The following is a 21,960-nucleotide window of genomic DNA, read 5'->3' as shown; positions in this document are numbered from 1 at the left end:
GAGTTAGCCCAAGGGAGTTGGCTTTGGCGGAGGTGGAGAAAGTGCGCTTTCTAACGTGTATCTTCTTCTAGCCAGGTCAGCGTGGCGAGCGCCTCTTCTCGGTGCTCGCCACACACGCTGGCATCAAAGTTAAAACGTTCGCAAACCTTGGGGCGGCTCGGGTCACCAAATAGACGACACAGGTTGTATTCATCTAGCTGAACACAGCGTACCCCTGCCGGCTTGCCTTCTGGCATGCCGGGGATAGCAGAGCTAATCGAAGGCGCGATGCAGCAGGCGCCACACCCCGCACGACATCCTTCGCTCATAGCGCAGCACTTGGTGAAAACATAGCAATCGCGCCCTTGTTGATACCCTCGAACGCCTGAATGCGTGTGACTTGACCGCTCTGTGTGGCGACTTCCCGTGCCAGCCAGGCCGCAATATTTTCTACCGTGGTTGGCCCGGGCAGCACGGTACACAACGACGGTGGCAAGGTAATGGAAAAATCCCCCTGGGCAGCTCGGTAGCGGCAGGTAAGGGTTTCACTATTGCGAGCCGCGATATCTGCTTCTTCAAGAAGGTAGCGATTATTCAGCCATGCCGCCCACTGTTGCTCAAGCAGGGTTTGGCGCGCTTCCTGCTGCCAGATATACAGTCGTGAACGGTGGCCATGGGCAATGCGTTGGCAATTTCCTGCGTGCCGCTTCAGGCCGTGGCTGTAGCCGTATGCGGCGCCGTCGTTGGGTTCATCGCTAAGTGTTAGGGAAACCCGATCAACATTTTCAGGACGCTGCTCGGTCAGTTGGTGGCTTAAATGTTCAGCGACCATTTCAAGCGTAATAGCTTGCCAGGGAAGCAGGGTGAATGCCTCTTCCGGCCCGCGTACTTCCATTGGGTAGGGCGTCGTGGTACGGACGCATAACCCTTCAGGGCACTCGGAGACACTGATACCTGATGCCTCGGTGGGGACCAGTAGGGTATGGTCCAGCCCGCTGTCCAGGGTACGCTTAATCCACGGCTTCACTTCACCAAAATCGAACAGCATGCCGTCTTCACCCAGCTCGCCCTCCAGCACCGCGTCTACCTGCCAGCTACAGCCGACCAAGCCGCGCTTGGCGCACCAAAGCGAGATGTCGATATGGGTCAGTTGTTGAACGAATAAAGCCATTAATCAAAACCTGCTAATTTGTGCATTTGCAGCGAAAGACGCCATTGTGGATTAGCCATACAGTAAGCGGTCGTCTCAGCAACGGTTGTCTTGTCCTGGTGGAGGGGAGCAAGATCCATCGGCTGTAAAAAAAAGTGCTGAAAGTCCAAGCTTGAAAACTGCTCCGGGGGCGCATCAGCCTGGGGGTAAACGAGCTTTAATTCGTCGCCATGGGTAACGACCAAGGGATTGTTGCCCTTGGGGCTGACGCACAGCCAGTCAATGCCAGGGGGTGGCGCCAGCGTGCCGTTGGTTTCGACGGCTACCTCAAACCCATGGCGGTGCAGCGTGGCAATCAATGTCTCGTCAAGCTGCAGCAAAGGCTCACCACCGGTAAACACGACATAGGGTGTTGCCTTGGGCTTTTCACCACCGCTTTGGGCAGGCCAAAGGGCTGCAATGTGCTCGGCAAGGGCCTCGGCAGTGGCAAACTTTCCGCCGTTGATACCGTTAGTACCAATAAAATCGGTATCGCAAAACGTGCACTTAGCCGTTGTACGATCCACTTCGCGGCCCGACCACAGGTTGCAGCCGCTAAAACGACAAAAAACGCTTGCTCTTCCGGCCTGGGCGCCTTCCCCCTGCAGGGTATAAAACGCTTCTTTAACTTGGTACATCAGCGTTGTCCTGCGGTGTCTGGGGTATATGCCAATGGGTCTGTCACCCCGTTAGCGGCAAAGGCGGCTAGTCGTTCGCGGCAGCTACCGCAAACGCCGCAGGCTAGTTCTCGGCCTTCGTAACACGTCCAGGTGTGGCGGTAGTCCAAGCCCATGGCCAAGCCCTCACGCAGGATCTCTGCCTTGCTTGAAGAAAGGTAAGGCGCGTGGAGCGTGACGGGCTCGAAGTTGGCAATGCCTGCGACGTGGTTCATGGCCTCAACGAACTCGGGGCGGCAGTCCGGGTACAATATGTGATCGCCGCTATGGGCGCCGTAATCGACTCGCTCTGCGCCAATATTGACCGCTTTGGCAATCGCCAAAGAGAGTAAAATCATATTGCGATTAGGCACCACCGTAGCGCGTAAATTGTCCGCGGCGTAGTCGCCGTGGGGCATCGCTTGGTCTGGGTTGGTCAGCGCTGAATTATCAATCAGACCGTGGATGGCGCGAATATCGACCAACTGATGGGGCACGCCAAGCGTGGCGCAGACCTGACGAGCAGTGTCGAGTTCACGAGCATGCCGCTGGCCATAGTCAAACGAGAGCGCGTGGACGGTAAGTCCTTCGCGCAGCGCGCGGTGAAGCACGGTAAAAGAGTCCATTCCACCGGAATAGATAACGACAGTCGTGGCGCTATCAGCGGCCACAGGGGGTATTGATGACATGAGAAAACACTCGTTGTCGGAGAATTTATTGATCGCGAGCAGCAATTTGCTGGCGCGGCGTTCCGGGGTCCGGTCCGGAAAGGCGGCAGTTTACGCAATAGCGGCTAATCTGACCAGTTCTAGCGCATATTGGGGTAATTGCGGCATGGGCGGGCAGCATTAATATCAACATGCTACGCTAATCATCCACGTTGTTAGAGGGCAACCAATGGCTACCATTGAACACAGTGAAATTGTTAACGCTCCCCCCGAAAAGGTGTTCGAGTTACTGCGTCGCGTCGAGGATTTTGCTGATTACTCGGATCTAATCCGCTCCATCGACACATTGGGAGAGAACCGCTATCGATGGCACGTGCGCGCTGTCGGTATGGATTGGGCGTTTGATGTCATGGTCACCGAAGTTCAACCGCCCCATGTGCTTGCCTGGGAGTCGCTGGATGGGGTTAAAAACCAGGGGCGATACCGTCTTCGCGAAGTGCCGGAAGGGACTGAAGTGGCGCTGACGCTAAGCTATGAAATTCGCAACCGCCTAATGGAAAAGGCCGTTAACAAAGCGGCCAAGCCGCTGGTGGGAAAAGTCAGCCGGCAAATTCTTGACCGCGTTGAAGCGCGTTTAAACGGTTAGGGCGCTGCTTTTTAACGGCGCACCCAACGAGTGGTTGCCGAGGTTAGTGAGGCTTATGCATTGAAGCGTCCAGATGATCAACAACTTCGGCCCAATCGGCATCTTCATCCACGGCTTCTTTTAGAAACGCCGCTTGACCCTCGTTCCAGCAGGGTGCCTCTGCCAATGGCATTGACTCGGGGAGCGGGGCATTGCGCTTAATGAAGCGCTCGATGGAATCAGCATCAGACGCAAGGCCCAGCTGCTCAAACAGTTCACTGAAATGATGTACTGGCTTTTCCATAATTTATTGTTCCTTCAAACTGTTAGGTTACCCTTCTACACCATAGACGGAATCTCAAGGTATGCCAGCGCTGCGCAAATTCCGCTACGTTATCGTTCGCCGATCAGTGGTGTTAAAAAGCGCTGGCGCTGATCTTCTAATGAGATCGGCTGGGCCAGTAAGTGAGCCAGTTTGGTGAATGCTGCTTCCGGTGTCATGTCGTCGCCCGCCAGAATGCCTGCATCGCTCAGGCCGTGGCCAGCAGCGTAAGCGCCCAGTTGGATGCTCCCTTGCGGGCACTGGCTAATGGCGGCCAGTAGCTTGCCCTCTCCACTGGCTCTGGCCAGCACGTCCAGCAAGTGTGGGTCGTCGGGCAGGTTCCCTGCGCCCCAGAGCTGGAGTAACGCGCCTTTAACGCGCGAATCACCTAGCCACGTCTCAAGCTGCCAGGCTGTGATGCCAGGCCAGAGCATGATACGAACCACTTCCCCTTGATTAATCAAACGGTAGTCGGGCAGTTCAAAGCGTGGTGCTCCCCGTTGTTGCAGGGCCAGCCCACGACTGGGGTAATAAACGAAATCGTCGCCCACCCGTTCGCCGAGCAAGGGGTAGTTGGGGCTTGCAAAGGCATTGAGCGCTTCGCTGTGCTGTTTTATGGCGCGGACACCGCGAAGCAACTGCCCGGCAAAGTAAATAGCTACTTCTTGTAGCTCGGGCTTGGCGGCGAACTGCAGCGCGCCGTGCAGATTATCTAGTGCATCACTGCCGGGAGCTTCCAGCGGGCGCATGGCCCCCGTCACGATCACCGGGCGATCTAAACCTTGTAGCTGATAGGCAAGGCTAGCAGCAGTCCAACTGAGGGTGTCGGTGCCGTGAATGATGACAAAGCCTGCGTAGACCGTTAATTGGCTGCTAACATCGCGTGCAAGCTGCTGCCAAGTAAGCGGCGTAGCGGCGCTTGAGTCAATTAAGGTCGAATAGCTAACGACGTCATAGGCTGGAAGGGACTGCTGGTGAGCAAGCGGAAGCTGAGCAAGGGCCTTGGTCATTCGAGTGGCAAAGTCGCCACCGGGAGCAAGCCCATTGGCATGCTGTTGCATGCCAATCGTGCCCCCCGTGTAAATGACCAAGATGCGCTCTTGGGAAGCGCTGCTGCTAGCTAGCGGGGAGTAGGGGGGCATAGGCATCTCCTGGGCCTGTTACGATACTGGGAAATCATTATGAGCGTGTAATGCGCTCTACCAAAAGTCCACCACTCTGGTCATCTAGACGCTGATTACGTCCAGCCAGCAATGCAAAGCCACAGCATACGGTAAGCAGGGCGATTAACAGCCAGGCGATATGCGAGATGTTAGCGCCCGATTGAAGCATCACCCCGACGCCGAAAGGTCCTAGCGCTGCCAATGTATAACCACCGCCTTGAACTAGACCAGAAAGCTGCCCTGCAAGACGTGAGTTGGCTGTACGTAACACTAACAAACTGAGCGCTAAGCTAAAGCTGCCACCTTGACCGATGCCAAGGAGGGCCGCGCCGGGCCATTTCCATATTAATGGTGCGATAAGCAGCATCCACAGCCCCGCGGCCGTACTGAATAGCACCAGTAATAAAGCGGGACGTTGGTCCCGCCCCAGACGTGCTAGCCAAGGTGCGCCTAGCGCGGAGGCTAGTTGACACATAATCGAAACCGCCATGGTCCAGCCTGCATCGGCCTCGTTATAGCCGCGAGCAACTAATAAGGTGGGCAGCCAGCCAAAAACGATATAAGCCATGGAGGACTGAATACCCATAAACAGCATAACGTGCCAGGTAAGCGGCTGCTTAAGCAGTCGTAAAAGGCCACTTTTAGGCGGATTGAGCGTGTTCGATTGCAGTGAGCGTGGCATTTGAAAGTGCCATAAAACAAGCGCAAACAGTGCCAGTAGTGCCCAGCTCATTAAGCTTGCCTGCCAACTGCCGAGCAGCTGTGTTAGCGGTACGCTAAATCCGGCCCCTAAGGCGCCACCCAAGCAGAGTGCCATGGTATATAAGCCGGTGAGCAGGTCGGCACTCTGGGGCAGTTCGCGTTTTACCAAGGCGGGTAGTAGGGTGCCGCCAATGCCTATTGCGCCCCCCGCCATTGCAGAACCGACGAATAACACGCCGGGAAGCGGTAAGCCACGCAAAATAAGACCTGCTGCGAGAAGAATCAGCGCCGCACTCAGTGCGCGTTCACTGCCTATGCGTTTGGCAAGTGCAGGGGCTAGCGGTGCGGAGAGGCCTAAAAAGAGCACGGGAAGCGTGGTCAGTAGTCCCGCGGCAGTGGCTGAGAGACCCGCACTCTCTTGTAAGCGCGTCAGCAAAGGGGCAACTGAGGACATGGCAGGGCGTAAATTTAGCCCTACCACGACCATCAGCAGAATAAAGGTAATTGAACGACGGGATGCCATATCGATGCTTATTTCACGCCAACGTTTATTTAAGGTGAGGGCGCAAGTCTCCGCGAACAGCATCGAGTAGCGTGATGAAATGATAATCCTGTGAGGAGTCCAGGCTATCTACTCTAACGTTAGTGCGCATGCCTTTATCCATTAGCAGCTGGTCAAATATTTCTAACGTGAGCTTGCGTGCAGGCTTATCGCCTGGGGCCATAATGCCGTCTTCCAGGGTAAACGTTTCCAGCAGGGTGACACGCACACGGGTACTGTTACCTTCACTCAGTACGCGGCGCACAAACAACCACCCTTCGCAGGGCAGTGCATGGTTATCATCGCGTTGGCGTAAAAAAATCGTGCGGTAACAAGCGCCTTCAACAGATGCCTTTTCAGCCATGCTGCGGTAAGCCTGAGACACTTGATTCGCTGAGGCTCGAGCGTCCTCTAAACGCTGCACAATTCCTTGATGCTCACGGCTGAGCTGCTCTTGACGTTGAAATGTCAGCCATTGGCGGTAATCGGCCATAAGTTGAGAAGACGCCATAATCACTCCATGAATAAGGGGTTCATGCCTAACGGCTTAAAATAGCTGCTCAATATAGGAGGGGGAATATGCAAAGGCGACACCTTCGCATATTCCTGCCTATCAGGCTAGCGGCGGGCGCGACGTTTGCGTTCGCCACTAGTATTTGCGCTCTGGCCTTCGGGTTTGCGTTTGGCGCGAGGCTGGCGTTGATTGCGGCGACCATTCTCGATGGGCTCAGGTTTTATACTTGGGTCAGGCTCAAAGCCGGGTTCTATATGCTTGGGCAACGTCTGTTTAATCAGCCGTTCAATATTTCCCAGCAGCGCGTCCTCATCGACACATACCAGCGAGACGGCTTCGCCATTACTGCCTGCGCGTCCGGTACGCCCAATACGGTGCACATAATCTTCCGCCACGTTGGGTAGATCAAAGTTGACCACATGGGGCAGCTCGTTGATATCGAGGCCTCGGGCGGCGATATCAGTAGCCACTAATACTTGCAGGTCGCCACTTTTAAACGCTGTTAACGCGCGAGTACGTGCGCCTTGGCTTTTATTGCCGTGGATCGCCATCGAAGGAATATCTTGCTTAGAGAGCTGCTCAGCCAAGCGGTTGGCACCATGTTTGGTTCGCGTGAACACCAATACTTGGAACCAGCCATTTTGCTGAATTAAGTGGGCCAGCAGCTCGCGTTTTTTCTCGCGATCTACGCGGTAAATGGCCTGTTCAATTTTCTCCGCGGTGGTATTGCGCGGCGCTACTTCAATCATCGCTGGGTTGTCCAGCAACTGTTGAGCCAGGGTTTGAATCTCATTCGAGAACGTTGCCGAGAACAACAGGTTTTGACGCTTTTTAGGGACTAGGCGCAGGAGTCGTTTGATGTCGTGGATGAAGCCCATATCAAGCATACGGTCAGCTTCATCCAGGACTAAGATCTCAACGGACGAAAGATCTACATGGCCCTGCTGGTGAAGATCAAGAAGGCGCCCTGGTGTGGCGACAAGTACATCTAACCCAGCTTTAAGCGCATCGATTTGAGGCTGTTGACCGACACCGCCAAAGATAATGTGCGAGCGTAATGCTAAATGTTGGCCATAGGTGGTGACGCTTTCGCCTACTTGGGCGGCGAGTTCACGGGTTGGGGTTAATACCAAGGCGCGAACCTGACGTTTGCCCGGTCGCTTGCCTGTGTTTAAGCGTTGCAACATGGGCAGTGTGAAACCGGCGGTTTTGCCTGTGCCGGTTTGGGCGCTGGCTAACATGTCGCGACCTTCTAGCACGACAGGGATAGCTTGTCGCTGTATCGGGGTAGGGACGGTGTAACCTTGCGCTGTGACAGCGCGTAATAAATCGGCGTGCAGGCCAAGTTCAGAAAAGCTCATGCGTTCTCCGCAATCACCTAGTGAGTTAATACCGGTAAGTGGTTGTTGTCACTAGATGTAATGTTCAAAAAGCGAGGTTGATTGACCTTCGCGGCAGCGAAGTGTGCCAGATATCTCAGCATGCCGCGATGGTCGTTAGTTAGCCGTGGATGACCGTGAAAGGAGACGTGAAGATTACAGCGCTAAGAAATGCTGAGACTGATGTGCACGGGCACACCAGAAAACTTACGTATCAGTAATTAGCCGAGCAGTGTACCACGAATATACGATGCCAGCCTGTTTAGCTGTCTCGTGTCAGTGGTGAATGCTGGGCATGAAGAGGGATTAAACGAGCTAATGTCGCGGGCGGTAATTGCAGCTGGGCAAGCTCGCCAGGTGTTAACGCAAAAAATTGCTCGGGTGTGTGTACGCCTAGCTGAAATAGCTGTTGTGCCGTTGCCGGCCCCAGCCCATCAAGGGCGAGTAGTCGGCGTGCAAAGAGAGAAATAAACCGATTTTTTTGTTTGTTATCGAGCTCGGCACTGGCGGTTTGATAGTAATTCCCCGCGTGCAGAGTAATAAATTGCTCAATACGCTCAAGCGCGGCTAGTGTTGACGCGTCGAGCGAGTGAATGGCTAACTGATCGAGTAGGGCGTCGTGACTATGCAGGGCTGTTTCAAGGGTTGCGAGTGGTGCCTCTCCCTCCAGCAGGGATGTCACTGTCTGCATTAACGCATTGACCGCCTCGCGCAGTTGTTCAGCGGGCAATTCAGCAGTGTTGTTCGTTTCATCTATCATAAGAACATCCCTGATAAGGCTGATATTTAGCGTAGTTCAGCAAACCACGGTTAGTAAGCCTTACATTAATTAAAATAATGGCCTTGGCGTATTTCATTGGCGATAAGCTCGGCGGCTTGATCCCAGCTTTCGCTCAGCGCGCGCACAAGCGCTGGGTAGCCATCTTTTTCAAGCGGTGTCTCCGAGTAGAAATTCTCCATTACCAACAGTTCGCCAGCACCGTTGACTAATTGCCATTGGCCACTTGCAACGGCGACACCATCATAACGGCCTTGGAATTGATCAACAGTAAGGCGCAGGGTCAATGCGTCAGCGGGCTCGCCCTCTGCGCGCATTACCCTGAGTGTGGGCATTGCTTGCGATAAATTGGCGCGCATGCGGCGCTCTAACTGCCTATTCAATCCTTCCGCCCACTGATGTTCACGTGCAGCGTTCAGCGTAATGTCGTCCAGTTGCATCACTATGCCGTCTACATCTAGGTAGTGGGCCAGCCGAGGCGCGCTCAGGACGAGCGTACCCTCGGGCTGGTTTGTGGTGCTGCTTATTTGGTCGGTCGGCAGCATATAGCGCGCAGGAGGGGCGACACTGCTGGCACAAGCCGATACCAGTGCGCAGACCATTACTAGCAGTAAACACTTGATCCATTTCGTCATACTTGTTCCTATCAGCATGGAGGCCTCCTTAATCACGTGGCGCGCGCGGGATGGGGTCCTGGGCATCCAGGTTGTCAAACAGCAGAGCCCTAGGGTTGTCGTTAAGCGTGCGGGTAAGTGGCTGCAAATCACGCATTAAGCGATCCAGTCGTTCGATTGCTGTAGTGAGCTCTTGGTAAGCGGGCGATGACGGAGACAGCCCTTCCAGCGTGCTACGCAGTTCCTCAAGAGTCCCGTTTAGATTGCCACCAATAGCCTGGGTCTCAGGGTCGTTCAGCAGCTGATTGATGGAAGTGCTTACTTCACGCACTTCATTAAGTACGCTCTCGGAGGCCTGCAAGTTGCGATCCAAGCCAGCGAGTAGCGGTTCAACCTCAAGGCTGTTCAATTTCTCAAGCAAATCGGTCACTTGTGCTTGAATCTGCGCAAACCCGCCCGCCACGGTAGGGAATACGTCGCGCTCAGAGAATCGTTCGGCGACATACTCGTCGGCGAGGTCACGCTGGAAGTTTAAGTCGACAAACAGTGCGCCTGTCAGCAGGTTGCCACTTTTGAGTGACGCGCGTAGCCCCAGGCCAAACATGCGGTCAAAACGAGCTTGCCACTCTTCTAGATTAATATCGCTATTTTCAATACCCAGACGTTGCGGCTCAATCCTGATCAAGACAGGAATTGCAAAGCGCGCGCGCGAGTCAGGCTGAGGAGCGGTAAAGTTCCAGGGTACCGCGGCAACAGTGCCCATTCGCACCCCGCGAAATTCCACAGGGGCTCCTTTGGATAGACCGCGAACCGTTTCATCTACGAGTAGTACATACTCTAAATAACGATTAAAGGTTCCTTCTCGTGCAGCATCTTCATCGGCATAAAGGGTGAAGCGGGTATTGGCTTCGACTGGCTGCCCCATGGGTAGGTCTTCAGGTACGCCAAACGTAACGCCGCCGCCGAGTAATGCTTCAATGGATTCGACGTTAACGCGTACACCATCAGCACCTAAACGAAAATCGATACCACTAGAGGTCCAAAAACGTGTGCTGTCGGTCACTAAGTCGGTATACGGCTCTTCAATAAATACCTGATGCTGCATAGTGCGTGAATCAGGTTCAAAGCTATTTTCTTCAATGCGTCCCACGGTGTAGCCCTGATAGGAAACCGGGTCGCCAACGCGAAGAGAGTTTCCCAATTGGCTGGTTAGGCTTAGGCGCAGGCCTGCCTGCCCGGCCGGGGCGACGGGAGGGATGTCGCTAACAGGAAACTCGCGTCTTGGTGCTTCTTCTGTGCCGGGCTCAAGCTGAATGTAAGCGCCGGATAGTACGGTACCCAAGCCACTAATCCCTTCACGTCCAATGCGCGGTTTAACCACCCAGAAGCGACTATCTTCGCGCAGCATATCCTCGACTTCCGGCTGGATGCGGGCGGTTAATACCGCATGAGAGAGATCATCGGATAGACGCACACTCTGAACACGGCCAACCTCAACGTTGCGGCTGCGGATCAGTGTATTGCCCGCCTCGATGCCCTCTGCATTATCCATGGTAAGCGTGACTTGGGTGCCGCGACTGGAATAGTTGTCATATACCAGCCATAAGCCAATCGCGATGGCGACGATAGGCACTACCCAAATAGGCGAAAGGCGCGTTTGACGCGATGTCTTAGCCTTATTTAAATCCTGTTCGCTGGTGGAGTCAGCATTAGCCTGGTTGGAAGTAGGCGGAGTTGTTTCATTAGCCATCAACAGGTTCCTTGGTGGCCGTTTTACGGCGAAGAAGAAAGTGGCGAAAAGCGTTTCTATGGGGAGGTGAGTTATCCCATATTAAGCGTGGGTCAAATGTCATTGCCGCCAACATGGTTAACACAACCACAGAGCCGAAGGCGAGTGCAGCGGGACCTGGTGTAATCGACATTAATGATCCTGCACGGATTAGCGCCACCAAAATAGCGACCACAAACACATCGACCATCGACCAGCGGCCGATAAATTCCGTTAAGCGATAAAGCCGAGTACGGCTTTGGGCATTCAAGACACTGCTGCGTCTAACGACTAGGCAAAGCCAGGTTAAGGCAACTAATTTGCCGACGGGTACGATAACGCTAGCAATGAAAATGACGGCTGCAATTGGCCAGGAGCCCATCTGTATCAGTTGAACGACGCCGCCTATGATGGTTGACGGGGAAGAGCTGCCCAGGCTTGTGGTGGTCATAATCGGGTAAACGTTAGCAGGAATGTACATAATCGCTGAGGCGCCCAGCAGTGCCCATGTGCGCTGCAAACTATTCGGTAACCGCTGGTGAAGCTTTTCATGGCAGCGAATGCAATATCCTCGTCCTTGTGGCGATAGGCGATTAATAAGCCCGCAGGTGGGGCACCCAGTTAACCCTTGGCCAGCGGCAGGAATTCCAGTTTGAGTGCCGTCTGGGGCCAAGGGTTCTCCCTCTAGCGAGAACCACATCCAATCTGCGTCGATAGATTGAGTGGTCATCAGTAGTAATAGTGCAAACACGCAAAATGCCCAAAAGGATATGCCTAGATCAACATCGGCTAGGCCAGCTATTTTGATCAGGCTTACTAGAGCGCCAATAATAAATACATCGGCCATCATCCAGGGCGTTAAGTGCGCTAATGTGCGGGCAATATCCCGGCTATAGGGCATGGGATGATTGCGCAGAAGACCAAACTGAAGCCAAAGTACACCGAATAAGTAGACGGCTGGCAGTACCACAATCGTCATTATGATGGCGATGGCGACGATAGGCTGATGAAAGCCAATCAACGTGGTGGCCGTCTGAGTCAGCTCAATACGGTTACTAACACCGCTAACCGTAAAGCTAATAAAGGGAAATGACACCGCTACTATCAGCGCGATCAGTGATGCGATGGCCAATGCCATACTCCGCTGTGCTGGGTAGCGGTGGCGTGTGACTAACACATGAGAGCAGCGCGGGCAGCTGGCTTTTTCACCAGAGCTGAGTGGTGGGAGCGCCGAGACCCAGTCACATTCATGACAGGCACGCAAACGCCGTCGCTGAGTTCTTACCTCAGGTGGCGAGCGGTCAACGAGCGGTGTGTTGACCGGTAATGTGCGGCGCTTGGTTAATCTTTGTGAGGGCAAAAACCAAAACTCTCAGTGCGAATCCCTAGCTAAGCTACTAGGATATGGCGAATTAAGCTGTTAATTGAACATTATAGCAAGCCTATGTGGCTGAAATAATGTTCAAAAACATAGACAAGCCGCTTGACCATGGCATCAGTTTAGACAACGATGCTGCGGCGCAATGGCGAGTGGCAGCGGATGAACAGCACTGCCGTTTGCTTCTCTGCCAGGATAGCTCCTCAGCAAGAGGTCGCAACGTGATAGTTAGCGTTGCTAGTAAAATCATCTTAGCGCCCTCGCTATGAAGTGGCACTAAGATACAAAACATTGAAATTAGTGCCGATCATTATGCCATGAAGGAAATGAAATGTTGCTTCCCACATTAGCGGTTGTGTTTGGTTTGATCTTATTGGTTTGGAGTGCCGAAAAATTTATTGATGGCGCTGCAGCAACATCGCGTTGGCTTGGGCTTTCGCCGCTGTTGATTGGGATGCTTGTCATCGGTTTTGGTACCTCGGCCCCTGAAATGATGGTATCAGTGCTGGCGGCAATAGATGGTAACCCAGGGCTGGCGGTAGGTAATGCTTACGGCTCTAATATTGCCAATATCGGCTTGATACTGGGGCTGATAGCGCTTATTTCGCCATTAGCTGTTCATTCCAGCGTTATCCGTAAAGAAATGCCAATACTTATGCTGGTCATGCTGGCGACTGGTTTAATGCTACTGGACGGTTTTGTAGCACGCTGGGAAGCCGTCTGTCTTTTACTGGCATTAGTGGCTTTTATCGTTGTTAGCATTATTCGCTCACGTAGTCAGCCTGACGACGCAATCGTATCTGAAGTAGCTGAGACCCTGGATAGCAAGCCGATGTCCCGGGGTAAATCCATTATGTGGACCCTGGTAGGGCTGCTGTTTTTAATCGCTAGTTCACGTCTGTTGGTTTGGGGGGCGGTTGAAATTGCGGTTCGCTTCGGTGTCAGTGATTTGATTATTGGTCTAACCGTCGTCGCTATTGGTACCTCGCTGCCGGAACTTGCCTCTTCTATCAGCGCTCTGCGTCGGAAAGAACACGACATGGTGTTGGGCAACGTGGTCGGTTCTAACCTGTTTAATAGCTTGGCGGTCGTTGGCCTGGCGGGGGTCATTGCCCCCATTGAAGCAGGTCGGGAAGTATTGGTGCGCGACTGGAGCGTGATGACCGGTATGACACTGCTGATGATTCTATTTGCGTTTTCTTGGCGTGGCCGCACGCGGCGTATTAATCGCTTGGAAGGTGGGATATTGCTGGCGCTTTTTATCGCGTACACCGGCTATATGGTAAGCGTCGTGATTATGTCTCGTTAGACGTATGTTCCTAATAGCGCAGCGCTATGGTGCTTGGTGCGTCAATGCGACCCATCTTGGGTGTTAGGCTGTCAATGTATGATGGTGACTTAATGTATAATATGTTTAAAAAATTAACATAGTTAAGAAATAAGCTTAGTGCTTATAACTAAAAGTGCGCTGCCCTTAAGGCTCAACTAAGCTTGTGTTAACTCGTTGATGGAATATCGATTCAGGCCTTAGGAGAGTGAAATGGAACTTGATCCGCTCGTATTATCGCGATTGCAATTTGCATTCGTTGTGTCGTTTCACGCGATCTTCCCCGTGTTTACTATTGGACTGGCGTCCTACATTGCGCTGCTTCATGGCCTATTCTTTAAGACCAACAATCCAGCTTGGGATCGTCTCTCGCTTTTCTGGACAAAGGTGTTCGCCGTTGTCTTTGGGATGGGAGTCGTGTCCGGGATTGTGATGTCGTTTCAGTTTGGTACTAACTGGAGCAATTTTTCCCTAGCTTCTTCTAACTTCCTCGGACCCATGCTGAGCTATGAGGTGGTGACAGCTTTCTTTCTGGAAGCCGCTTTCTTAGGCGTGCTCTTGTTTGGTCGAGGTAAGGTGCCTCAAGGGGTGCATCTGTTTGCCTCTATTATGGTAGCGATTGGGACGTTCATTTCGGCTTTTTGGATTTTATCTGCCAACAGTTGGTTGCATACACCAGCAGGCGTTGAGCTGATTGACTTTCGCTTCCATGTTACCTCTTGGCGCGAGGCAATCTTTAACCCGTCATTCCCTTACCGTTTCTTGCATATGGCCGTTGCCTCTTTCTTAACAGGCGGCTTTGTGGTGGCGGGGGTTAGCGCATGGTTCTTGTTACGTGATCGCGACCCGGAGGCAAACCGCCGTGCACTTTCGATGTGCCTTTGGTTGTTGCTTTTTTTAGCCCCTACACAAGCGGTTATTGGCGATTTTCACGGTTTGAATACCTTGGAGCACCAGCCGACCAAGGTTGCTGCGATGGAAGGTCATTGGGAGACCTCTACCAATGTGCCATTGCTTCTTTTTGCCATTCCTGACCAGGAGGCCCAGACCAATCACTTTGCGTTTGGTATTCCTAATCTAGCAAGCCTCATTCTTACTCACTCACCTGACGGGGAGATTCCTGGCATCAGTGAAGCGCCACCGGAAGAGCAACCGCCTGTCATCATTGTGTTCTGGGCATTCCGTGTAATGGTGGGGATTGGTCTGTTGATGATAGCGGTAGCGTTCGCAGGACTGATCCTGCGCCGCAAGGGGCGTGTTTATGAACAGCCACTGTTTTTAAAGACACTCACTGGCATGATTGCGATGCCTTTTGTCGCTGTATTGGCGGGTTGGATTGTCACTGAATCAGGTCGGTCTCCGTGGTTGGTTTACGGCATGATGACCCATGAAGAAGGGCTGACGCCTTCATTGACGGGTCCAATGGCGTTATTCACTTTGATTGGTTATGTCTTAGTCTACGGCGTAGTGTTTTATACGGGTGTGTATTACCTCACTCGGGTCGTGCGCAACGGCATGTTACCTGAGGAGCAGGACTCTACGACTGATAATCACTTCAAGCGACCGATGCGGCCTATGTCGGCTGCCCATACCCCCTATGATGACGACGTTGAACCGGTGAGGAGCTAAACATGGAAATGTTTGATTTAACGTTGATCTGGGCCTTTATCATCGGCTTCGGCATTATGATGTACGTGCTCATGGATGGATTTGATTTGGGTCTGGGGATTCTTTATCCCTTTGCACCTGATGAAGATGCTCGGGATGTGATGATGAATTCGGTGGCGCCAATATGGGATGGCAACGAAACATGGCTGGTGCTAAGTGGTGCAGGGTTGTTAGGCGCATTTCCGCTGGTTTATTCGGTGTTTTTGCCAGCTTTATACATTGGTGTTTTCTTGATGTTGGCTGGGTTGATCTTCCGAGGTGTTGCTTTCGAGCTTCGCTTTAAGTCCAGGCGTAATCGGCACTGGTGGAACCGCGCGTTTTGCTGGGGGTCGGCGATCGCTGCCTTTGCGCAAGGTGCCGTGGTAGGTGCTTATATTCAAGGTTTCCCGGTTGAGGATTTCGCCTATGTGGGCGGGGCATTTGATTGGCTGACGCCTTTTTCTGTATTAACCGGCCTTGGCTTAATGGCAGGCTACGCGCTACTTGGAGCTACTTGGCTGATACTTAAATCAGAAGGCCATATTCAAGACTGGGCCTATAAAATTACCCCTATGCTATTGGCGCTTGTGCTAGGGGTTTTCGCGATTATCAGTATTTGGACGCCGTTCGTTAACCCAATGGTGTGGGAGCGCTGGTTTGGCAATCTGCAATTGATCTGGATATTCCCTGCGCTGGCATTGCTATCGGCGTTTATGGTTTATCGTTCGGTTAAGCGTCGGGACGAAGGTATTCCTTTTATCGCCACCATCGGTATTTATCTATTTACCTATTTAGGTTTGATTGTCAGTAAATGGCCGGTCATTGTGCCCCCGAACTATACGTTGTGGGATGCAGCTTCAGCCCCAGAATCGCAGCTTTTCTTATTGATTGGCATGCTCTTCGTTATCCCCATCATCCTTGCGTACACTTCTTGGACGTATTGGGTGTTCCGCGGCAAGGTGCGTGTAGGCGAGGGATACCACTAAGCGGATGGTAACTGATGAGGCGTTCTCCCTTACGCCGCGCAGCTGGCTGAAAACGCTGGCGAGGGGAGAGCGCAAACGTCTGCTGGGCTCTGCTCTTTGCGGTGTGCTGGCCGGCAGTCAAACGGTTGTGGTAGTCGTTGGCTTGGCGTGGCTGATTGATCAACTGATTGTGCATGATCGTTTACCCATTGATCTGTTGCCGGTATTTGCCCTGCTGGTGGGTAGCGTGCTGTTACGTGCAGCCTTTCAGTGGGGCCATGAGACCTTGAGCCTGGAGGCAAGCTTGCGAATCCGTCAGCGCGCCAGGGCTCAGCTGTTGGATAAATTGTCCGCGCTAGGGCCGATTTGGCTGACCAGCCAACATAGCGGCTCTCTAGCCAGTCAGGTGGTTGAGCACATTGATACGTTGGAAGGCTATTTTGCACGCTTTTATCCGCAACTGAGAATTACGCTTTATTTACCGCTATTAATAGTGGCGGTGGTGGGGTGGCTGGACTATTTGGTAGCACTGTTTTTGCTGCTTTCTGCCCCGCTTATACCCCTTTTTATGGCGCTGGTGGGTATGGGCGCTGAACGTCTTAATCGTGATCAATTCGTTGCCGTCTCACGTCTTTCAGCCCACTTTATTGACCGTGTGCGCGGTATGACCACGCTGCAACTGTTTGGGCGGACGTCAGCTGCCCAGCAGGATGTCTGGCATGCCACTGATAGTTATCGGCGTCTTAGTATGCGTACTTTGCGCCTGGCCTTCCTTTCCTCCGCGGTACTTGAGTTTTTTTCCTCGGTAGCGATTGCCGTTGTGGCCATGTATGTGGGCTTCGGACTGCTGGGTTATATCGAGTATGGGCCTTCATCGTCACTCACGCTTTTTTCAGGCTTAGCAGTGCTATTGCTGGCTCCTGAGTTTTTCCAGCCTTTGCGCACGCTGTCTCAGCATTACCATGACCGTGCGGCGGCGCTGGGGGCTGCTGAAAGCGTGGTGAGTATACTCAATCAACCCTCCTTTGTGAGTGAGCGTGACTCTATACCGCCGTTATCGGCGTCATCGGTAATTGAGTTAACGACCGTTAGCGTTGCTTATCCCGTACGTGGGCACGTCATTGGCCCTATTAATCTTACGATTAAACAGGGAGAGGTGGTGGCGATTAGCGGAGCCTCGGGCAGTGGGAAATCGACCCTGCTGGCGTTGCTTGCAGGCTTTATTGCCCCAAGTTCAGGTGAGTATCGCCGTCAAGACAATAGCCAATACGCTTGGTTAGATCAGCAGCCTTGCCTCTTGCATGGCAGCTTGATTGATAATCTTTGTTTAGCGTCACCTCGCGCTTCCCGTGAAGAAATGGTGGCTGCGCTTCAGCGAGCAGGTTTTGGGTCTCTTTTAACCCAGCTGCCTGATGGCCTGGATACGCTAATTGGTGAACGCGGAGTCGGGTTGTCAGGTGGGCAGGCCCAGCGCCTTGCTCTTGCGCGCGTATATCTCAGCAATGCTCCGCTAGTGCTGTTGGATGAGCCTACAGCGAGCTTAGATCAGGAGACTGAGCAGTTCGTTATGTCGGCTTTGCTTGAGCTTGCCCAGCAGGGACGCACTCTGGTGATAGCGACTCACCATCCAGAGGTGATTGCCGTTGCCCAGCGCCACTTTGCTTTTAATAAGGGCGAGTTGGTAGAGGCAATCCTATGAGTTCCATTTTTCGAGACTTCCTTCCCTGGCTGCAGCTGTTAGTGCGACGGCGTCAGCGCTTTTTGGTGGGTGCTTTGCTGGTTTGGGTCACTCTTATCGCTGGGCTTGCCCTGCTGGGTTTGTCGGGCTGGTTTATTACGGCCAGTGCCCTGGCCGGTATCGCCTTAGCGCTGGGTATTCCTGCGCGACTCGATGTTTATGTTCCCGGTGGCGGCATTCGTTTCTTCGCCTTGGCACGTACTATTGCGCGTTATATTGAGCGGCTCTATAACCATAATACGGTGTTAACGCTGCTTGCTGACTTGCGTTATCGCGTGTTTGGCTATTTAACGCGGCTAGACGATGCTCGTTTGCATGGTAAGCGTGCCAGTGACTGGCTTAGCCGGTTAACGGCGGATATCGATACCCTGGATAATTTATACCTGCGCCTTTTAGTGCCACCGTTAGTGACGCTGCTTGGCATGGTGGCTGTGTCGCTTTTTGTGGCTATTTGGTTGCCCAGCGTTGCCTTGCTGATGGCGGTGACATTGGGCTTGCTCTGGTTGCTGGTGACTCTCTTTGCTGCTACCTGGGGATTTTCGCAAAGCTATCAGCAGGTAGTGGATCAGCAGTCCTTGCGCCGCCTAGTGGTTGATCAAGTGCAGGCCTCGGCTGAGCTGATGAGTTATCAAACTACCCAGTGGCACCGGACGCTTATCGCTAGCCAAGAAAAGCAGGCGTTCAGTAATCAGCGCCGTTTAGGTCGCAAGACAGCGTTGTTAAACTGCTTGGTGAGTGCCGTTAGTGGTTTGATGGTGTTGGCAGTACTGTGGCTGGCCAGCTTGATATTTAGCCAGCAGCTGGTGACGGGGCCTATTGTAGTCATGGCGGTATTGATTGCATTGGGGGTGAACGAAGCCTACCTGACGCTGCCCGCTAGTTTTGTGAAGCTGGGCGCGAGCTACGCGGCGGTGCGCCGGTTAAATGAGTTCACCGGTGAGCCACCGTCGGCTGTCTCCGCGGTTACGCTACCTAATGATGTTGGTTTAAGCATTCAGGCGAATCAGTTCTCTCTTCATTATGCGCAAACATTAGAGCCCGCGTTAAGTCGTATTGATTTTCAGCTGCCCGCTGGAAAGCGAGCGGTGATTACCGGTAACTCCGGGGCCGGTAAATCGTCTTTAGCCAGTGTGTTGGTGGGACGTTTAAGAGCCACGCAGGGTGAGGTGATGGTAGGCGGCGTGCCAGCGTGGCAACTCTCGGAGGAGAGCCGTGCCAAACACTTCGCCATACTCACTCAGCAAGTGGATCTGTTTGATGCTTCTTTAGCCGAGAACTTGCGTATTGCCAGCCCCGCCGCTAGCGATAACATGCTTTGGGACGTATTGAGTGACGTTGCCTTGGATAGCTGGGTTGAACAGCTGCCGAAAGGCTTAGCTACGGCGGTGGGCGAGAAAGGCCAGCAGCTTTCGGGTGGTCAGGGTAGGCGTTTGGCATTGGCCCGCCTGATGCTATGCAACCCGCAACTAGTGATTCTTGATGAGCCATTTGCGGGCGTTGATGCCAAAACGGCACAGCATGTCGCTGCTTCACTTGATAAATGGCTTGTTAATCGCACGGCTATTTTCTTTGTCCATCAAATTAGTTCGCTGAACCTATTGCCTGGCGTCGAGTACCACTGGCATCTAGATGCCGGTAAACTTAGCCAATGCTTGAGTGAATAATTAGTTAATACGACAGCACGGAGCCCTCCATGCACGATTTCTTACGCAACCTTCCTAAAGTAGAGCTGCATTTGCATATCGAAGGCTCTCTGGAACCAGAATTAATGTTTGCCTTGGCGAAGCGTAATGACATTGATTTACCCTATGCCTCGGTGCAAGAAGCCAAAGATGCTTACCATTTCAGCGACCTGCAAGGTTTCCTGAATCTCTATTTCCAAGGCATGAATGTGCTTCGTAATGAAGAGGATTTTTACGACTTGGCGATGGACTATTTCAAGCGTGCGCGGGGAGAGGGCGTAGTGCATATCGACATGCATTTTGACCCCCAAGCACATCTGCAGCGTGGCGTTCCTCTCGAAGTAGTCATGGCTGGATTATTAAAAGCCAAGCAGGAAGCCGAGGAGACACTCGATCTCTCTATCGGCATGATTATGGCTTTTCTACGTGATCGTCCTGCAGATGAGGCATTGCATGTGCTTGAGCAGGCGGCTCCCTATTGGAAAATGCTGGATGCCGTCGGTTTAGATAGCGCTGAGCAAAATAATCCGCCTGCTGAGTTTGTCGAGGTGTTCGAGCGTGCCAAGCAGCTTGGTCTTGTTCGAGTGGCCCATGCAGGAGAGGAAGGCCCTGCAGAATATATTCAAGAAGCCCTGGATCTACTTGATGTTCAACGTATTGATCATGGCGTGCGCTGTTTAGAAAGTGCTGAGGTAGTGGAGCGTTTGCGCAGCGAGCAAATTGTACTAACGGTCTGCCCACTTTCTAACGTGAGCTTAAAGGTGGTAGAGGATCTTCGCGATCATCCGCTTCCTAAGCTGTTGGCTGAAGGGCTCAAAGTGACGATTAGCTCTGACGATCCCGCCTACTTTGGTGGCGGCATGCTGACTAATCACATCGCTTGCGCTGAAGCATTTGGCTGGGACGAGGCAGTGTTTCGTCAGTTAACGCGTAATGCTATTGAAGAAGCCTTTACTACTCAAGAGCGTCGCGAAGAGCTGCTGGCCCGTTTGGTTGCGATATAAAATATTGCCGCCTGGCAATACTGGTCAGGCGGCTGCTTCGTTAAAATAAGTGACTTAAGGCAGTGCGGGGACTTCAAACTCGGGCATTTCGCCGGTGAGTGTGTTCAAAAAAGCAGTTATGTCACCAATAGTGTCATCATCAAACTCTCGCCCCAGCATTTCCTGTCCCATTATGGCGACAGCTTCTTCTAGTGTTTCGGTGGCGCCGTTATTCATATAAGGATAGGTCACCGCCACATTGCGGAGCGTGGGAGTTCTGAAACGGTACTTATCGCTCTCTTCTTCTGTGACAACATAGCGACCTAGGTCGGTTGACCCCGGCACTTGAATCGCATGGAATTGGCTGTCGGTAAAGTTTGAACCACGATGACAAGCGATACAGCCATTATCAACAAAGGCCACCATGCCATCTTTGGCTTGTTCGCTAATTGCTTCTTGATCGCCGTGTAGGTAACGATCAAAAGGTGAGTTGGGTGTGTTGAGTGTGCGTTGGAACGCGGCCAGTGCATGCGCTAGGTTGTCATCGGTGATGGGGTCTTCTTGGTTAGGATACGCTTCATTGAATTTTTCCTGATAAAGCTCGAACCCGACTAACCGATCTAGCGCCATTTCTAAATCCATGGCCATTTCTACTGGTGCTTCAATTGGCCCTAACGCTTGGGCTTCTAAATCAGCAGCTCGGCCATCCCAGAACTGGGATCCCAAAAAACCACTGTTTAGCACGGTAGGGGTGTTACGTTCCCCGATTTGCCCATCATGACCCACCGCTCGCGGTATGCGGTCAGCCCAGCCAAGGGCTGGATTATGGCAAGTGGCGCAACTGATTACACCGCTAGAAGATATACGTGGTTCAAAAAAAAGCATATTACCCAGCTCAATCTTCTCTTCTGTAAGTGAGTTATCTGCTGGAATAGGCGGTAAGTGAGGCAGCGCTTCGAAGCGGTTACGATAGTTTTCCAGTCCGTTCTCTGCGCTTGCCATATTGGTTGTAAGAATAGCACCCGCTATCAGAACAGGTATGACGATAGCTTTTATAGTCATCATTATTTCTCCCTTGCTTTTACGAACGGCGGTTTGAGTCCGCTTATTCTTAAGCTTACGTAAGGGAGGAAATGTTGTTTTGTCTTGGGTCAATGTTTGCGTCTGGGCAGTTTTTGGTGGGTGGGCGTTGATTGGTAGTGATATTTTACTAATAAATATGGACTTCACTGTTGACCTTGCCGGAGATTCGGGTAGTATACGCCACACGTCAACGGGGCACGGCCTTGATGACCAGCTCTTTAACAATTTGATCAGGTAATTCATGTGGGCGCTTGCTGAT

General features: G+C 52.7%; 21 protein-coding genes. 7 read left to right on the top strand and 14 right to left on the bottom strand.

The window, feature by feature from the left end; genetic code table 11:
* Nucleotides 1-50 precede the first annotated feature (50 nt).
* The 4 genes from CXF87_RS02980 to queC are packed head-to-tail and all read right to left on the bottom strand — an operon-like array spanning nucleotide 51 to nucleotide 2,513.
* A complete protein-coding gene (locus tag CXF87_RS02980; RefSeq protein ID WP_101145414.1) occupies nucleotides 51-308 on the bottom strand; it encodes a YkgJ family cysteine cluster protein in 258 nt (85 codons plus the stop codon).
* Nucleotides 305-1,150, bottom strand: a complete 846-nt coding sequence (locus CXF87_RS02975; RefSeq protein ID WP_101145413.1) for a 6-pyruvoyl trahydropterin synthase family protein — start codon at nucleotides 1,148-1,150, stop codon at nucleotides 305-307. The genes CXF87_RS02980 and CXF87_RS02975 overlap by 4 nt, the downstream gene beginning before the upstream one ends.
* Nucleotides 1,150-1,806 carry a 7-carboxy-7-deazaguanine synthase gene (gene queE, locus CXF87_RS02970; protein WP_101145412.1) on the bottom strand — a complete coding sequence of 219 codons (657 nt, stop codon included), beginning with the start codon at nucleotides 1,804-1,806 and terminating at the stop codon, nucleotides 1,150-1,152. The genes CXF87_RS02975 and queE overlap by 1 nt, the downstream gene beginning before the upstream one ends.
* Nucleotides 1,806-2,513, bottom strand: coding sequence for a 7-cyano-7-deazaguanine synthase QueC (queC, locus tag CXF87_RS02965; RefSeq protein ID WP_101145411.1), 708 nt, complete (start codon nucleotides 2,511-2,513; stop codon nucleotides 1,806-1,808). Before queC ends, queE begins: the two co-directional genes overlap by 1 nt.
* A 208-nt stretch (nucleotides 2,514-2,721) precedes the next feature.
* On the opposite strand from queC, the gene CXF87_RS02960 reads away from it, so the two are divergent.
* Entirely contained in the window at nucleotides 2,722-3,138 is a 417-nt protein-coding gene (locus CXF87_RS02960; RefSeq protein ID WP_101145410.1) for an SRPBCC family protein, read from the top strand.
* Nucleotides 3,139-3,181: 43 nt separating this feature from the next.
* Here CXF87_RS02960 and CXF87_RS02955 read toward each other — a convergent pair whose 3' ends face one another.
* The 9 genes from CXF87_RS02955 to CXF87_RS02915 all read right to left on the bottom strand — a co-directional run bounded on the left by CXF87_RS02955 (nucleotide 3,182) and on the right by CXF87_RS02915 (nucleotide 12,258).
* The gene (locus tag CXF87_RS02955; protein WP_101145409.1) at nucleotides 3,182-3,421 is read right to left on the bottom strand and encodes a DUF2789 domain-containing protein; all 240 of its coding nucleotides are present in this window, start codon (nucleotides 3,419-3,421) and stop codon (nucleotides 3,182-3,184) included.
* 89 nt (nucleotides 3,422-3,510) lie between these two features.
* Entirely contained in the window at nucleotides 3,511-4,581 is a 1,071-nt protein-coding gene (locus tag CXF87_RS02950; RefSeq protein WP_232774573.1) for an asparaginase, read from the bottom strand.
* A gap of 37 nt (nucleotides 4,582-4,618) precedes the next feature.
* A complete protein-coding gene (locus CXF87_RS02945; protein WP_101145430.1) occupies nucleotides 4,619-5,827 on the bottom strand; it encodes an MFS transporter in 1,209 nt (402 codons plus the stop codon).
* A gap of 25 nt (nucleotides 5,828-5,852) precedes the next feature.
* Nucleotides 5,853-6,356 (bottom strand): hypothetical protein, encoded by a 504-nt coding sequence (locus tag CXF87_RS02940; protein WP_008956259.1) that lies wholly within the window; start codon nucleotides 6,354-6,356, stop codon nucleotides 5,853-5,855.
* A gap of 107 nt (nucleotides 6,357-6,463) precedes the next feature.
* Complete coding sequence (locus tag CXF87_RS02935; protein WP_101145407.1) at nucleotides 6,464-7,720, bottom strand: DEAD/DEAH box helicase; 1,257 nt, start codon at nucleotides 7,718-7,720, stop codon at nucleotides 6,464-6,466.
* A gap of 280 nt (nucleotides 7,721-8,000) precedes the next feature.
* On the bottom strand, nucleotides 8,001-8,498 hold the full coding sequence (locus CXF87_RS02930) for a hypothetical protein (protein WP_101145406.1): 498 nt from the start codon (nucleotides 8,496-8,498) through the stop codon (nucleotides 8,001-8,003).
* Nucleotides 8,499-8,563: 65 nt separating this feature from the next.
* Nucleotides 8,564-9,169, bottom strand: a complete 606-nt coding sequence (locus CXF87_RS02925) for a PqiC family protein (protein WP_232774571.1) — start codon at nucleotides 9,167-9,169, stop codon at nucleotides 8,564-8,566.
* A gap of 10 nt (nucleotides 9,170-9,179) precedes the next feature.
* Nucleotides 9,180-10,880, bottom strand: coding sequence for an intermembrane transport protein PqiB (pqiB, locus tag CXF87_RS02920; protein WP_101145405.1), 1,701 nt, complete (start codon nucleotides 10,878-10,880; stop codon nucleotides 9,180-9,182).
* Complete coding sequence (locus CXF87_RS02915) at nucleotides 10,873-12,258, bottom strand: paraquat-inducible protein A (RefSeq protein WP_101145404.1); 1,386 nt, start codon at nucleotides 12,256-12,258, stop codon at nucleotides 10,873-10,875. Before CXF87_RS02915 ends, pqiB begins: the two co-directional genes overlap by 8 nt.
* 349 nt (nucleotides 12,259-12,607) lie before the next feature.
* Here CXF87_RS02915 and CXF87_RS02910 point away from each other — a divergent pair, with 349 nt between their 5' ends.
* From CXF87_RS02910 to CXF87_RS02885, 6 genes are all read left to right on the top strand, one after another.
* Nucleotides 12,608-13,585, top strand: a complete 978-nt coding sequence (locus tag CXF87_RS02910) for a calcium/sodium antiporter (protein ID WP_101145403.1) — start codon at nucleotides 12,608-12,610, stop codon at nucleotides 13,583-13,585.
* A gap of 231 nt (nucleotides 13,586-13,816) precedes the next feature.
* Complete coding sequence (locus CXF87_RS02905; protein WP_008956266.1) at nucleotides 13,817-15,232, top strand: cytochrome ubiquinol oxidase subunit I; 1,416 nt, start codon at nucleotides 13,817-13,819, stop codon at nucleotides 15,230-15,232.
* A gap of 2 nt (nucleotides 15,233-15,234) precedes the next feature.
* Nucleotides 15,235-16,236, top strand: coding sequence for a cytochrome d ubiquinol oxidase subunit II (cydB, locus tag CXF87_RS02900; protein ID WP_101145402.1), 1,002 nt, complete (start codon nucleotides 15,235-15,237; stop codon nucleotides 16,234-16,236).
* A gap of 4 nt (nucleotides 16,237-16,240) precedes the next feature.
* Complete coding sequence (gene cydD / locus CXF87_RS02895) at nucleotides 16,241-17,914, top strand: thiol reductant ABC exporter subunit CydD (protein WP_008956268.1); 1,674 nt, start codon at nucleotides 16,241-16,243, stop codon at nucleotides 17,912-17,914.
* A complete protein-coding gene (gene cydC, locus CXF87_RS02890; protein WP_008956269.1) occupies nucleotides 17,911-19,617 on the top strand; it encodes a thiol reductant ABC exporter subunit CydC in 1,707 nt (568 codons plus the stop codon). Before cydD ends, cydC begins: the two co-directional genes overlap by 4 nt.
* Nucleotides 19,618-19,646: 29 nt before the next feature.
* The gene (locus tag CXF87_RS02885; protein WP_101145401.1) at nucleotides 19,647-20,639 is read left to right on the top strand and encodes an adenosine deaminase; all 993 of its coding nucleotides are present in this window, start codon (nucleotides 19,647-19,649) and stop codon (nucleotides 20,637-20,639) included.
* Nucleotides 20,640-20,693: 54 nt separating this feature from the next.
* On the opposite strand, the gene CXF87_RS02880 is transcribed toward CXF87_RS02885, so the two are convergent.
* The coding region (locus CXF87_RS02880; protein WP_232774559.1) for a cytochrome-c peroxidase at nucleotides 20,694-21,960 on the bottom strand (1,267 nt) is incomplete at its 5' end.

The organism is Halomonas sp. MES3-P3E (assembly GCF_002836035.1).
GTDB lineage: Bacteria > Pseudomonadota > Gammaproteobacteria > Pseudomonadales > Halomonadaceae > Vreelandella > Vreelandella arctica.
This window is presented reverse-complemented; position numbering and strand designations above follow the sequence as displayed.